Annotated in this window: 12 protein-coding genes; 2 read left to right on the forward strand and 10 right to left on the reverse strand. The window is 70.3% G+C overall.

Annotated elements, in window-relative coordinates; translation table 11 throughout:
- The first annotated feature begins 14 nt into the window (after positions 1 to 14).
- Positions 15 to 686 carry a GntR family transcriptional regulator gene (locus ACE3T5_RS12255; protein ID WP_374667982.1) on the forward strand — a complete coding sequence of 224 codons (672 nt, stop codon included), beginning with the start codon at positions 15 to 17 and terminating at the stop codon, positions 684 to 686.
- A gap of 89 nt (positions 687 to 775) precedes the next feature.
- Here the strand turns inward: ACE3T5_RS12255 and ACE3T5_RS12260 are convergent, their stop codons facing one another.
- Genes ACE3T5_RS12260 through ACE3T5_RS12280 form a run of 5 tightly spaced genes read right to left on the reverse strand, consistent with a single transcriptional unit; the run spans position 776 to position 6,410 of the window.
- The gene (locus ACE3T5_RS12260) at positions 776 to 2,191 is read right to left on the reverse strand and encodes an FAD-dependent oxidoreductase (protein ID WP_374667984.1); all 1,416 of its coding nucleotides are present in this window, start codon (positions 2,189 to 2,191) and stop codon (positions 776 to 778) included.
- Between the two features lie 12 nt (positions 2,192 to 2,203).
- A complete protein-coding gene (locus ACE3T5_RS12265; protein ID WP_374667986.1) occupies positions 2,204 to 3,175 on the reverse strand; it encodes a tripartite tricarboxylate transporter substrate binding protein in 972 nt (323 codons plus the stop codon).
- Positions 3,176 to 3,203: 28 nt separating this feature from the next.
- Positions 3,204 to 4,184, reverse strand: a complete 981-nt coding sequence (locus ACE3T5_RS12270; RefSeq protein WP_374667988.1) for a Bug family tripartite tricarboxylate transporter substrate binding protein — start codon at positions 4,182 to 4,184, stop codon at positions 3,204 to 3,206.
- 46 nt (positions 4,185 to 4,230) lie between these two features.
- Positions 4,231 to 5,229 carry a tripartite tricarboxylate transporter substrate-binding protein gene (locus tag ACE3T5_RS12275; protein ID WP_374667990.1) on the reverse strand — a complete coding sequence of 333 codons (999 nt, stop codon included), beginning with the start codon at positions 5,227 to 5,229 and terminating at the stop codon, positions 4,231 to 4,233.
- 44 nt (positions 5,230 to 5,273) lie between these two features.
- Complete coding sequence (locus tag ACE3T5_RS12280) at positions 5,274 to 6,410, reverse strand: aldo/keto reductase (RefSeq protein WP_374667992.1); 1,137 nt, start codon at positions 6,408 to 6,410, stop codon at positions 5,274 to 5,276.
- Positions 6,411 to 6,561: 151 nt separating this feature from the next.
- Between ACE3T5_RS12280 and ACE3T5_RS12285 the strand changes: the two genes are divergently transcribed.
- Complete coding sequence (locus ACE3T5_RS12285) at positions 6,562 to 7,449, forward strand: LysR substrate-binding domain-containing protein (RefSeq protein WP_374667995.1); 888 nt, start codon at positions 6,562 to 6,564, stop codon at positions 7,447 to 7,449.
- A 31-nt stretch (positions 7,450 to 7,480) separates the two neighbouring features.
- Here the strand turns inward: ACE3T5_RS12285 and ACE3T5_RS12290 are convergent, their stop codons facing one another.
- The 5 genes from ACE3T5_RS12290 to ACE3T5_RS12310 form a co-directional block, all read right to left on the reverse strand.
- On the reverse strand, positions 7,481 to 7,801 hold the full coding sequence (locus ACE3T5_RS12290) for a transcriptional regulator (protein ID WP_374667997.1): 321 nt from the start codon (positions 7,799 to 7,801) through the stop codon (positions 7,481 to 7,483).
- 3 nt (positions 7,802 to 7,804) lie between these two features.
- Positions 7,805 to 8,134: a type II toxin-antitoxin system RelE/ParE family toxin gene (locus ACE3T5_RS12295; protein WP_374667999.1), complete on the reverse strand. Its 330-nt coding sequence runs from the start codon at positions 8,132 to 8,134 to the stop codon at positions 7,805 to 7,807.
- A 293-nt stretch (positions 8,135 to 8,427) separates the two neighbouring features.
- On the reverse strand, positions 8,428 to 10,209 hold the full coding sequence (locus ACE3T5_RS12300; RefSeq protein WP_374668001.1) for a UGSC family (seleno)protein: 1,782 nt from the start codon (positions 10,207 to 10,209) through the stop codon (positions 8,428 to 8,430).
- 208 nt (positions 10,210 to 10,417) lie between these two features.
- A complete protein-coding gene (locus ACE3T5_RS12305; RefSeq protein WP_374668003.1) occupies positions 10,418 to 11,941 on the reverse strand; it encodes a class I adenylate-forming enzyme family protein in 1,524 nt (507 codons plus the stop codon).
- The coding region (locus tag ACE3T5_RS12310) for a Bug family tripartite tricarboxylate transporter substrate binding protein (protein ID WP_374668005.1) at positions 11,938 to 12,360 on the reverse strand (423 nt) is incomplete at its 5' end. The genes ACE3T5_RS12305 and ACE3T5_RS12310, both read right to left, overlap by 4 nt.

Consider the following 12,360-nt stretch of genomic DNA (forward strand, 5'->3'; position numbering starts at 1 on the left):
CGCTAGCATCCGTCATGGCCCTGAAGACCCTGCAGTCCGCGCCCAGCCTGGTGGAACAGGTGCACGGCGCCATCCTCTCCGAGATCGCCTCCGGCAAGCTGCTGCCCGGCGCGCGCATCATCCAGGAGCAACTGGCGCAGGAGCTGGGCGTGTCGCGCCAGCCCGTGCAGCAGGCCCTGACGCTGCTGCGCAAGCAGGGCGTGCTGCGGGATGCGCCCGGCCGCGGCCTGCAGGTGGCGGCGCTGGACCTGCAGCATGTGCGCCACCTCTACGACGTGCGGTCCGTGATCGAGGGCCTGGCCTTCCGCAAGGCCGCCGAGACGAACGCGAAGCGCGCGGCCACCCAGGGCCCTGCCCTCATCCGCGCCGGCCGCAAGGCGGTGGCGGCCGGTTCGGTGGGCGGCATGATCGCGGCCGACATGGCCTTTCACGACTTCATCTACGAGCTGTCGGGCAACCCGCTGCTCGCGCCCTCGATGGAGACCCACTGGACGCACACGCAGCGCGTGATGGGCGAGGTGCTGATGCGCGACGACAAGCCGCGGGACATCTGGGACGAGCATGAGGCCCTGCTGGCCGCCGTGGCCTCGGGTGACGGCGACCAGGCCGAGCGGCTGGCACGGCGCCACATCCTGGAGGCGGCGGATTTCATGATCCGGCGCTTGCAGGCGGAGCAGCCAGGCTGAGCGGGCGCGGCGGGGAAACGCTGGGGTTGACACCCCAGCCTACGAAGAGCGGACCCCCTCCCGCCTGGCGACGCGCTGCCTGCCGCGCCTCAGGCGCGCGTCATCTTCGCTGACAGCGCTTTCTGCGGCAGGAACGCGCCCTGCCCCCGCAGCGTGGTGACCAGCGCCTCAGTGTCGAGGTCGCAGGCCGGCTGACCGGTGGCAATGTGCTGCGCCGCCGCGGTGCCGGCCGCCTGCCCCATCATGTACGCGGCCGACTGCGCGCGGATGGAGCCGTGCACCTTGGTGTCGCTGCTGTGGCAGCGGCCGCCGGCCCAGAAGTTCTGCGCGCCGCGCGGCACCAGGATGCTGTACGGGATGCCCACACACTCGCCACGGCCCAGGTTGTCCTTGCCGTGGAAGTCCTTCATGAAGCGCTCGTACTCGGCCTTGGTGGTGTTGGTCGGGTGCACGTCGGTGGGCCGGTTGTAGACCGCGACCTGGTCCGGGAACTGCCGCCGCGCCAGGAAGTCCTCGATGCCCAGCTCGAACTCGCCCACGATGCGGCGCGAGTCGCGCACGCCCATCAGCGGCGCGGTGGACAGCAGCTCCACCTGCTCGCAGCCCGGCACGTACTGCCGGTAGAACTCGGTGTACTCCACCGCCAGCTTGCGGCCGAACACCATGCCATCGGAGAGGCTGCGCACGGAGAGCGGATTCAGGTTGAACACATGGCCGGCGTTCAGCGTGGCCGTGCTGCCGCCGATGCGGTTCATGCCGGGGAAGAAGCGGTCCTCCTGCGTGAAGAAGCCGTCGTCGATGGCCTGGGGCACGAGCTCGGAACGCACGCGCGCCTTGACCGCGTCGAGCCCCTTGCCGCCCTCGCCCGCATACGCCGGGTCGTCCCAGTGCATGCCGCCCAGCACCGCGCACAGCGTGCTGGGCGAGACGGTGTCGGTGTCGCGCAGCACCACCTTGCACTCGGCGCCGGCCAGCGCGCATAGCGCCGCATCGCCCGTGGCGTCGACGAAGGCCCGGGCCGGCACGTACGTGAGCCCCTCCACGTTCGCGAGCACCACGCCCTCGATGCGCTGGTCGCGCACCTCGGCCTCGACCACGCGCGTGAAGAAGCGCACCTCCACGCCCGCGGCCACGGTGAAATCGTCCAGGATGCGCTTCAGGTGCTCGGGCTTGAAGGGCACCCAGCGATTGAGCTGCGCGTTCAGGTAGTCGGGCGTGACCTGCGGCGCGAAGGCGCCCTGGGCCTGCATCGTGTCCAGCAACTCGCTCATGAAGCCGCCCACCAGGCGTCGCTTGCCATCCGAGACCGGTCCGAAGGAGGCCACCAGTCCGCTCGTGCCCATGCCACCCAGGCAGCCCGTGGCCTCCACCAGCAGCACCTTCAGGCCGAGGCGTGCCGCGCACACGGCGGCGGCAGTACCCGCCGGGCCGCCGCCGGCAACCACCAGGTCCACCGGCGCCTCAGCGCGGATCGTGCGTTGCAGCGTGTAGGTGCTCGGGGTCATGCCAAGGGGCGATCAGTTCATGCGGGGCGCAAGCGGCTTGGTGAGCGCCTCGAAGCGCTTCACCTCGCTGGCGATGAAGCCAGCGAACTCCTCGGTGCCCTGCACACCGGCCTCGATGCCCTGGTCCGCCAGCAGCTTCGCCATGTCGGGCGCCTTCAGCACCGCCTGCAGGTCATCGGCCAGCCGCTGGGCCAGCTCCTTCGGCAAGCCCGCTGGCGCGCAGACACCGGCCCAGTTGACCGCTTCATACCCGGGCAAGGTCTCGGCGATGGTCGGCCAGGTGGGCTGCAACGCGCTGCGCTGCGGGCTGGTGATGCCCAGCACCTTCAGCGTGCCGGCCTTGATGAAGCTCTCGGCCGAGCTCAGCACCGAGAAGCCGAGCGGGACCTGCCCGCCCACCATGTCGGTGTACATCTTGGCGGCGCCGTTGTAGGGCACATGCTGGATGTCGATGCCGGCCATGTGATTGAGCATCTCGCCGGCCACGTGGGCCGAGGTGCCGATGCCGTTGGAGCCATACGAATACTTCTTCGGCGGCTGGCTGCGCACCAGCGCGATCAGACTCTTCATATCGGTCGCCGGGAAGCTGGCGTGCGCCAGCAGGCCCACCGTGTAGTAGCCGATGCGCACCAGCGGCTGCAGGTCCTTCAGTTCGTACGGCAGGTCCTTGCGCTGCACCGCGTTGATGGTGAGCGAGCTGCCCAGCAGGCCGATGGTGTGGCCGTCCGGCGCGGCGCGCGCCACCGCCTGCGTGCCCACCACCACACCGCCGCCGGGGCGGTTCTCGACCACCACCGATTGCGTCCAGCGGGCCTCCAGCCGCTCGCCCAGCAGCCGGGCCAGGCGATCGGCCGCGCCGCCGGGCGGCTGCGGCAGGATCAGCTTGACCGGCCGCGACGGGAAGGCTTGCGCACGGGCCAGGCCCGCGGCGGCCAGCGTGGCGGCCGCGACCACCTGGCGACGGGAGAGTCGGAGCGTTGACATGACAGGTCTCCTGATTGCGGGGACGGCGCTACTGCTTCTGATAGCCCACGGTCGCCAGCAGGCGCCCCCAGGCCGCATGCGACTCACGAATCGTCTGGCCAAAGTCCGCCGGCCCGGCCCAGCGCGGCTCCACCCCGCCGGTGCGGAACTCCTCGCGCACGCTGGGCATGTTCATGATCTGCTGCAGCGCCTCGGACAGGCGCGTCACGGTGGCGGGTGGAATGCCCGCCGGGCCGAAGACGCCGAGCGAGGTGTCGATGTCCATGCCGGCGATGCCCTGCTCCCCCATGGTCGGCAGATCGGGGAACAGCTCGCTGCGCTTGGGCGACACCACGCCCATCAGGCGCACCTGACCCGATCGCATGAGCTGCGCCGCGGCAGAGGACGAAGCGAACTGCAGGTGCACACGGCCGGCCACGAAATCCTTGGCGACATCGCTCGCGCCCTTGTACGGCACGTGGACCATCTCGATGCCCGCCTGCTTGGCGAGCATCTGGCCGAAGATGTGGGCCGAGGTACCGGTACCCTGCGACACGTAGTTCAGCTCGCCGGGGTTCTTGCGCGCGTGGGCAATCAGCTCCTGCAGGTTGTTCGCCGGGATCGACTTGTGCAGCACCAGCACCACCGGGCCCAGCGCGCACTGGGCCACGGGCGTGAAGTCCTTCAACGGGTCGTACTTCACGGCCGCCAGCGTGTGCGGCAGCTGCGCCAGCGTGGAGGCCGGCGAGTACATCAGCGTGTGGCCGTCGGGCGCGGACTTGACTGTCTCGTTGGCGCCGATCATGGTGCCGGCCCCGGGCCGGTTCTCCACGATCACAGGCACGCCCAGGATCGGCGACAGGTGCTGGCCGATCAGGCGTGCCTGGATGTCGGTGCCGCCGCCGGCGGGGTAGCCCACGATCAGGCGGACGGTGCGCCCGCCCAGGGGGAAGGCGCGAGCCAGCGGGCTCAGCGCCAGCGCGGCGGTGGCGGCCAGCACCTGGCGGCGGCGAAGGGAAGGGCGTGACATGGTCTGCTCCTGCGTCGTCGACATGCCGGTGAGCGTAGCCCGATGCTCAATCGATCGTCATGCCGGTTTCCCGGATCAGCGGTGTCCAGCGCGTGCGCTCGGCCGCGAGCCGGTTGCGGTAGTCGGCTGGCTGGCCGCCCTGCGGCTCCAGGCCCATCTGATGCAGGCGCTGCACCACTGCCGGTGCGGCCAGCGCCTCGCTGAAGGCCGCCGCGAACTCGTTCACCACCGCGGGCGGCGTGCCGCTCTTGGCGAACAGCCCGAAGGAGGTGACGGCCACGAAGCCGGCATGCCCCAGCTCGGTGAAGGTGGGGATGTCTGGCGCGAGCGGCGAGCGCGCCTCGCTGGAGATGGCGAGGATGCGCAGCTTGCCCGCCCGATGGTCCGCCAGGTAGTCGGGCATGATCGACGCGCTGGCGGGGATCTGCCCGCCCAGCAGATCGGCCAGCAGCGGCGAGCCGCCCTTGTACGGCACGTGCTGCACATCCACGCCGATGGTCTTGCGGATCTGGTAGACCAGCAGCGAGGCCAGGCCCGCCGGGCTGGGCGTGCCGATGGAGCCGAGCTTGGGGTTGCGCCGCACCTGCTCGATGTAGTCGGCGAAGCTGTTCACGCCCATGCTGGTGTTGACGGTGATGCCGTGCGGCGCTGCCGCCAGGTTGACCACCGGCACCACGTCCTTGTCCACATCGAACGGCGGCTTCTTGGTGAACATCGGCAGCAGCGACATCGCCGAACTGGGCGCGACCAGCACCGCCGAGCCATCCGCCTCGAAGCTGCGCAGGTGCTGCACCGCCACCGCGCCACCGCCGCCCGGCTTGGGCTCCACGATCACGTTGCGGTCCAGCTTGGCCCGCACCTGTTCACCAAGCAGGCGCGCCAGCACGTCGGACGAGGTGCCGGGCGGCACCGTCAGCACGATGGTGAGCCGCCTCGCCTGGGCGCGGCTGATGGCGGGAAAGCCCACCAGCGGCGCGGCGGTGGCGGCCATCAGCAGCCGGCGGCGCGAGAACCGCGCGGTGGCCAGGGGGGTGGATGCGTTCATGTCGGACTCCTCATTCGGGGAACAGCTCGTGGGTCGTGTGCGCCTCAAGGCTCGCCGCGGTGCGTGCGCGCCCGCTGCATGGCCTCGAACTCGTACACCTTCTCGGGGCGCAGGGTGCGGTAGACCGGGGCCACGGTGCGGTCTTCCTCCACCAGCGTGATGCGGTCGATCTCCAGCAGGTCCTCAGGCGTGAACCGGATGGCGAGCGCGGCCACGTTGTCGGCCAGCTGCGCGGGGTTGTCGGCGCCTGCGATCACGGTGAAGGTGGCCGGCCGCTGCAGCATCCAGGCCAGCGCCATGCGGGCAAGCGGCCAGCCGCGCTCCCGCGCGAAGGCGGCCAGCTGCTCCTGCACCGCCCAGTTGCGTGGCGTGTGCCACGAGGCGGTGGAAGGACTGGTGGCCGCGCGCGTGCCCGCCGGCATGGGCACGCCGCGCTGGTAGGTGTCGGTGAGCATGCCGCCCGCCAGCGGGAAGTAGGCCGTCATGCCGATGCCATGCTTCACGCAGAACGGCTCCATGCGCTTCTCGATGTCGCGGTACAGCAGGTTGTGGAAGTCCTGCGCCGAGATGAAACCCGGCACGCCCAGCGCGCGGGCGGTGAACAGCGCCTCGCACAGCTCCCACTCGTAGAGATTGGAGGCGCCGATGTAGCGCACCTTGCCGGCGCGCACGAGGTCATCGAGCGCGCGCAGCGTCTCCTCGATGGGGGTGGCGCGGTCGGGCCAGTGCAGCTGGTACAGGTCGATGTGGTCGGTGCGCAGGCGGCGCAGGCTGGCCTCACACGCGCGGATGACGGCGATGCGCGAGGCGCCCACGTCGTTCGGCCCGTCGGCCATGCGGTTGCCGAACTTGGTGGCGATCACGGCCTGGTGGCGGCGGCTGCCCGCCAGCGCGGTGCCCAGGATCTCCTCCGAGCGGCCCACGCCGTAGCTGTTGGCGGTGTCGAAGTAGTTGATGCCCAGGTCCAGCGCGGCATGCACCACGCGGTGCGAGGCGGCCTCGTCCAGGAAGCCGCCGAAGGGAAAGCAGCCGACGCCGATGGCCGAGGCGCGCAGGCCCGAGCGGCCGACGTGGCGGTACTGCATGCCATGGGCCGGGGCGCTGGCGGTGAGCCCGATCGCCGTCACGCGCGCGGCATCGGCGGGCCCGCCGGCAGCCCCAGGCAGGGTGGGGTCGGTCAAGGGTCTGTCTCCATCTGCCTGCGCCCTGGGGGCGAGGTCGTGTCCTGCATGCCGGGCATGTTCCGCGCCGCGCCGGGCAGCGTCAATTGAAAAGAACAGCCCGCCCGTTAACCTGGGGTTCATCCCTTATGCTGCGGCAGGAGGAGACCCCATGAACCTGCGTCAGATGGAAGTGTTCCGCGCCGTCATGCTGACGGGCGGGGTGAACAGCGCGGCCGTGCTGCTGCACGTGTCACCACCGGCCGTGAGCAAGGTGCTGGCCCAGGCCGCCCGCGCCACCGGCCTGACGCTGTTCGAGCGCGTGCGCGGCCGGCTGATCCCCACGCCCGAGGCGCAGCAGCTGCACGCGGAGATCGAGCGCCTGTGGCAGGGGGTGGAGACGGTGCGCGACATCAGCCGCGAGCTGGCCCAGCCCCGCCAGGCCACGCTGCGGCTGGCCTGCACGGCAAGCCTGGCGCCCTTCCTCGTCTCACGCACGCTGGCGCAGCTCTACCAGCAGGTGCCGCGGCTGCAGGGCCGCGTGCGCGTGGTGTCGCCCGATCTGGTGAACCAGCAACTCGTGCAGCACGAGTCCCATCTGGGTGTGGCCCTGGCCCCGCACGACCACCCGAACCTGGAGACGGTGAAGCGCTATAGCTGCGGCCTGGCCTGCGTGATGCGGGCGGAGCATCGGCTGGCCGCGAAGCGCCGCATCACCCCTGCCGATCTGAAAGGCGAACGCGTGGTGGTCTCCCCCGAGACCACGCCCTTCGGCCAGACGCTGCGCCGCGCTTTCGGCGCCGCGGCGGCCGACATGCACATGGACCTGGACTGCATCAGCTCCACCACCGCCTGCTGGTTCGCCCAAGCCGGCATCGGCGTGGCCGTGGTCGACCAAGCCTCCATCGCCGGCGGCCAGCTGGCCGGTCTGGCCGTGCGGCCGTTCCAGTCGGCCGAGAAGCTGGAGGTGCAGCTGCTGCGCAATCGGTATCGGCCGATGTCGGTGACGGAGCGGGCGTTCGCGGAGGCGTTTGATCAGGTTTGGAAGGCGGTGATGTGAACGCCTCCCATGCGACCGCCTCTGGCTGTCATCAGTGCGGCTGCGTTGTCACGTGCAGGGTGAGTCCGGCGTGGCGTTGCAGGTGGCTGATCACGCTGAACAGGTTGCGCGCCTGTGGGTTGCCGGTCGGGCCGAACATGCGGATCAGGCTCTTCGGCGATGAGCCGACCTCGACGCCGAGCTGCTCGAAGCCCACCGTCGCCTTGATGTAGTCGCGCAGGATCGCCTTGCCTGCGTCCACATCGCCGGACAGCAGGGTCTCGATGCCTTCCTTGAGCAGGGCATCGCGGAATTTCGGGTCCGCCTGCACGCGCGCCAGCACCGTTTCCTTGAAGTTTCGTGTCAGAGCCATGATTCACCTCGCCGATCGTTTACGCCGCTTGTAGGCCGCCCAACGAGCCTGCGCGGCCTCGATGTCGTGCTGCTGCCGCTTCTTCGTTCCACCGGCCAGCAGGATCACCAGCACGTCGCCGTCGCGGCCGAAATACACCCGGTAGCCCGGCCCGACATCCAGCCGGTACTCCAGCACCCCCTCCCCGACGCCTTTGACGTTGGACAGGTTGCCTTGCTCGATGCGCGCGAGGACGACCGTGATCTTGGCCGCCGCAGTGGCGTCCAGGCCTGCGAACCACTCCGCGAAGGGACTGGTGCCGTCTTCTTCCAGGTACTCGCGTATATCCAGCATGGCTGTTGGTAGCACATATGTTACCATCTTGACGGCGGAAAACCGAAAGAGAGCGAGAAGACGCTACACGTATTGCGTCCCGAGCCGGGACCGTCCCGGCCTCCAGTTACCCTAGCCGCGAGGGACCAGCGTCATCTGTGCTTCGTGCCATGCCGGCATCCTTCAACAACCGAAAGGTAGTCCAGTGAGCCGGGGGCGGGTGGGGGATGGGGCGAAGGCAGCGGGTGATGGAGAGGGAAAGGGGGCAGAGAGCTCCTGGATCCCCGCCTACGCGGGGATGACGGGAACGAACCCTACCGCCAATCATCCACCTTGACCGTCTTCAGATAACTGAAGTCCGTCGCGAACCAATACGCGTTCTTCTCGCCGCCCACCACCACGGTGCTGATGGCCGCCGGGTCGGCGAAGCGCGGTACCTGGGTGCCGGGGCCCTGCGCGAGGTAGGAGGCGAAGGGCTCCTGGCCTTTGCGCGCGAGCGGCTCGACGTAGTTGATGACCAGCTGCATGTCCCAGTAGGTCTGGTAGTCCAGCGTCGCATGCTTATGGAACCACTGCGCCAGCGCCTGCTTGCTCTGGAAGCCCGCGCGCTCCTTCAGGCCGCGCGCGGCCAGCGGCTCCACCAGCAGTGTGAGCGGCGTGCGCGGCGTGGGCGTGAAGCCGGAGACCATGTTCACCAGCTGCTGCTGCCACGTCTGCGGGCGGATCTCCAGCAAGTGGCTGAAGGTACGGCCGCGGAAGAGGCTGATGGTGCTGTCCCCGGCCGCGAAGCCCTTCTGCACGTGGAAGGGCTCCCAGGGGCTGCGCTCCTCGTTCTCGGCGAAGGTGAGGCCGGTGTAGTTGAGCGGGTTGCCCTGCGTGCCCAGGTAGGTGATGCCGGGCACGGCGCCACCGCCCAGGTTGCGCGACAGCAAGGCCCAGGCGCGGCCGATGGCGGCGTTGGCGTGGTTGAAGGGGCCGAGCGCGCCCAGGCCCGCGTTCATGCGGATCTCCTTGCGGATGGGGCCGTTCACCACCGCCATCGCCGCGAAGCCGCTGGTGGAACTGTGCAGCGCCGTCACCTGGCTGGCGGCCAGGGCCAGGATCACCGGCAGATGCTCGGGCTGCGCGCCGGCCATCACCGCGTTCACCGCGACCTGCTCCACGGTGTACGTCCAGTCCTCCTGCGTCTCGGTGGGGCGCATGCGTCCCACCACCTCATTGGGCGCGTGGCTCGTGCCGCGCAGCATGGCCTGCACCCGCTCGGGCGTGGGCAGGACCACGGGCAGGCCGTCGGTCCACCACGCTTCACGGAACATCGTGTGCAGCTCGTCCTCGGTGTCCGCGCCCAGCAGGCGCGGCACCGGGCGCGGCAGCTCGCCCGTGGCCTGTTCATGCGGCTGCAGGGGCGCGGTGAGCGCGCGCACGATGCCATCCACCACTGCCTCGGCGCCGGTGGGGCCGGTGCCGAGTGCGTAGGCGCGCAGCTCCTCGGCGGTCTTGCCGCTCACCGGATGCGGCACGAAGCTGAAGCGCAGCGGTGCCATGCCGGCCTTCCAGCTCACCGCCTGCACCAGGTCCGAGAAGGCGGTGGTGACGAGGGGCGCGGTGGGGATGCCGCGGTCCTCCAGGTGCATGCAGTGCACCGCCACCGCGGGGGCGCAGGTGCTGCAGTGGCCGATGGCCATGACCACAAGGCCGGCGTTGGCCTGGATCTCGTTCCACAGGTCCGCGTCGTCCTCGGTGTAGCCGCCGCGCTTCTGCCGCAGCTCGGTCTTCAGGCCGGGGAAGCGTTCACGCAGCACCTGCTCGATCTGCTCCAGGAAGGCCCGGCCGTTCATGAAGCGCACGTCCACCAGGTACACGGTGCGGCCTTCCAGCGAGGCGGGCCGCGCGGCCATGGGCCGCAGGCGCACCGGCGGCGGCGTACCGCGCGGGTTGAGCACCTGCACACGCCGGCCTTCGGGCGCGAAGTCACCGCGCGCGATGCGCCGCTCCATCGTCTCGCCGGGGTAGGCCTCCAGCTCGCAGGCATCCACGAGCGGCGGCAGTTCGGTGGCGGTTTCGCTCGCCACGGGCTGCGAGGACAGGTCGGTCATGGGCGATGCGCGGCAGGCGGCGTGTTGAGCGTTGCCCGCATTCTTCGACCGCCGCCGCGGCGCCGCAAGTGAAATGTTCGGCGCGGGTGTTAACGGCGGGTTAATGGCGCGGCGGTGACCTCGTAGGCTGGCGGTGGAGCGAAGCGGAACCCCAGCGATCCGGGTGGGCTGCCGAAAACGCTGGGGTTGACACCCCAGCCTACGAAGACTACGAAGGCAGCAGCTTGCGCTTCAAGACCTTGCCGCTGCCCGTCATCGGGAATTCGCTCACCACCGTCACCGACTCGGGCTGCTTGTACGGCGCCAGGTTCTCGCGCAGGTGGGCGCGCAAGGCGGCCTGGTCCAGCGTGGCGCCGTGGCGCAGCGTGACGAAGGCCAGCACCGCCTCGTTGCCATCGGCCTCCGGGCGGCCCAACACCGCCGAGGCCTGGATGGCCGGAAAGGCATTGAGCACCGCCTCCACCTCGCCCGGGTACACGTTGAAGCCGGATCGGATGATCAGCTCCTTCAGGCGACCCACGACGAACAGCGCGCCGTCCGCGGCGGCGATCTCGCCCAGGTCGCCGCTCGCGTACCAGCCGCCCGGCCGCATCACCGCCGCGGTGGCGGCCTCGTCACGGAAGTAGCCGGGCATCAGCCCCACACCGCGCATCCAGATCTCGCCGCGCTGGCCCGCCGGCAGATCGGCGCCGGTGGCCGGGTCCACGATCTTCAGCTCCGCCCCCTCTACGAGGTAGCCGGCAGAGGTGTCACGGCGCCATTCGCCCAGCCGCGTGAGATGCACCGAGCCTGCATATTCCGACAGGCCATAGCCATGATGCAGCGGCTGGCCGAACGCCGCCTCCACCCGCTGCTTCAGCGCCGCATCCAGCGGGCCGGCACCGGTGTAGACATAGCGTAGCTGCGGCGCGACCGGTTGCTTCACGCCCACCTCGTCCATGTGCGCCAGCAGACGCGAGAACAGCGTGGGCGGCCCCTGGAACTGCGTCACGCCATGCTGCGCCAGGTCGACGAGCGCCTGCGCGGGATCGAAGGTCGCGCGCATCACCAGCGCCGCGCCCGCATGCAGCGAGGCGGTGAGCACCGTGCCGAGCCCGAAGATGTGGGTCATCGGCAGGTAGGCGTACGAGCGGTCCTGCGGCCCCAGCGCCCGCGAGGCGGCCGACACGCGCCCGAAGTGCGTCACGCCCTCATGCGTCATCAGCACGCCCTTGGGCTGGCCGGTGGTGCCGGAGGTGAAGATGATGGCGGCCACGCTGCGGCCCAGGTCGCCCGTCTCCGCCACGGCCTCCGCGCGGGGCGCGGTGCGCGCCAGGCCCGGCACGCGCGACGCCACCGCCTGCTGCCGATCGGCATGCCCACGCGCCGCGGCCGACACGCCCGTGGTGAAGTAGTGCACGCGCGCATCGGCCTTGGCCGCGAAGCCCGCCACCTCGCCGGGCGCCATGCGCGCGTTCACCCCGCACGACCAGGCCCCCACGCGGCTGCAGGCCACGATCAGCGCCAGATGCTCGGGGCAGTTCTCCGCCAGCACGAGCACGCGGTCGCCGGGGCGCACGCCGTCGTCACGCAGCTCGGCCTCCACCGCGTCCACCAGCGCGCCGACCTCGGCAAACGTCATGGTGCCGGGCTGGCCATCGGCACCCAGCAGGTGCAGGAACACACGTTGCGGCGTGGCCGCCAGCGACGCGTCGAAGAGATCGTGGATCCGTCGGCTGCCGCTCACCGTCATTCGACCTTGATGTCCTTGGTCACCGTGGCCCACATGGCGCGCTCCTTGCGGCCGCGCTCGTCCACCACCGCCGGCTCGCCGGACCACATCTCGTAGCCCATGCTCTCCAGCTTCGCCTTCATGGCCGGGTCCGCCAGCGCGCGCGCCATGGCCTGCGTGTAGCGCGCGGCCAGGGCCGCGGGCGTCTTCGGCGAACCGTACACCGCGTACCAGCCGCCGACGTCGAAGTCCTTCACGCCGGCCTCGACCATGGTGGGCACGTCGGGCAGCGAGGCATTGCGCTTGGGCGAGGTCACGGCGATGGCCCGCACCTTGTCACCGGCGATGTAGTTGCGGGCGCTGCCGATGATGTCGAACATCATGGTGAGCTGGCCGCCGATCACGTCCGTCATGGCCGGTGCGTTGCCCTTGTACGGCAC

Origin of the sequence: Ramlibacter sp., assembly GCF_041916345.1 — a bacterium.
GTDB lineage: Bacteria > Pseudomonadota > Gammaproteobacteria > Burkholderiales > Burkholderiaceae_C > Ramlibacter.

Coding starts and splice junctions, on each gene's coding strand:
- ACE3T5_RS12255 (WP_374667982.1), top strand. CDS start 15: ATGGCCCTGAAGACCCTGCAGTCCGCGCCCAGCCTGGTGGAACAGGTG.
- ACE3T5_RS12260 (WP_374667984.1), bottom strand. CDS start 2,191: ATGACCCCGAGCACCTACACGCTGCAACGCACGATCCGCGCTGAGGCG.
- ACE3T5_RS12265 (WP_374667986.1), bottom strand. CDS start 3,175: ATGTCAACGCTCCGACTCTCCCGTCGCCAGGTGGTCGCGGCCGCCACG.
- ACE3T5_RS12270 (WP_374667988.1), bottom strand. CDS start 4,184: ATGTCACGCCCTTCCCTTCGCCGCCGCCAGGTGCTGGCCGCCACCGCC.
- ACE3T5_RS12275 (WP_374667990.1), bottom strand. CDS start 5,229: ATGAACGCATCCACCCCCCTGGCCACCGCGCGGTTCTCGCGCCGCCGG.
- ACE3T5_RS12285 (WP_374667995.1), top strand. CDS start 6,562: ATGAACCTGCGTCAGATGGAAGTGTTCCGCGCCGTCATGCTGACGGGC.
- ACE3T5_RS12290 (WP_374667997.1), bottom strand. CDS start 7,801: ATGGCTCTGACACGAAACTTCAAGGAAACGGTGCTGGCGCGCGTGCAG.
- ACE3T5_RS12295 (WP_374667999.1), bottom strand. CDS start 8,134: ATGCTGGATATACGCGAGTACCTGGAAGAAGACGGCACCAGTCCCTTC.
- ACE3T5_RS12300 (WP_374668001.1), bottom strand. CDS start 10,209: ATGACCGACCTGTCCTCGCAGCCCGTGGCGAGCGAAACCGCCACCGAA.
- ACE3T5_RS12305 (WP_374668003.1), bottom strand. CDS start 11,941: ATGACGGTGAGCGGCAGCCGACGGATCCACGATCTCTTCGACGCGTCG.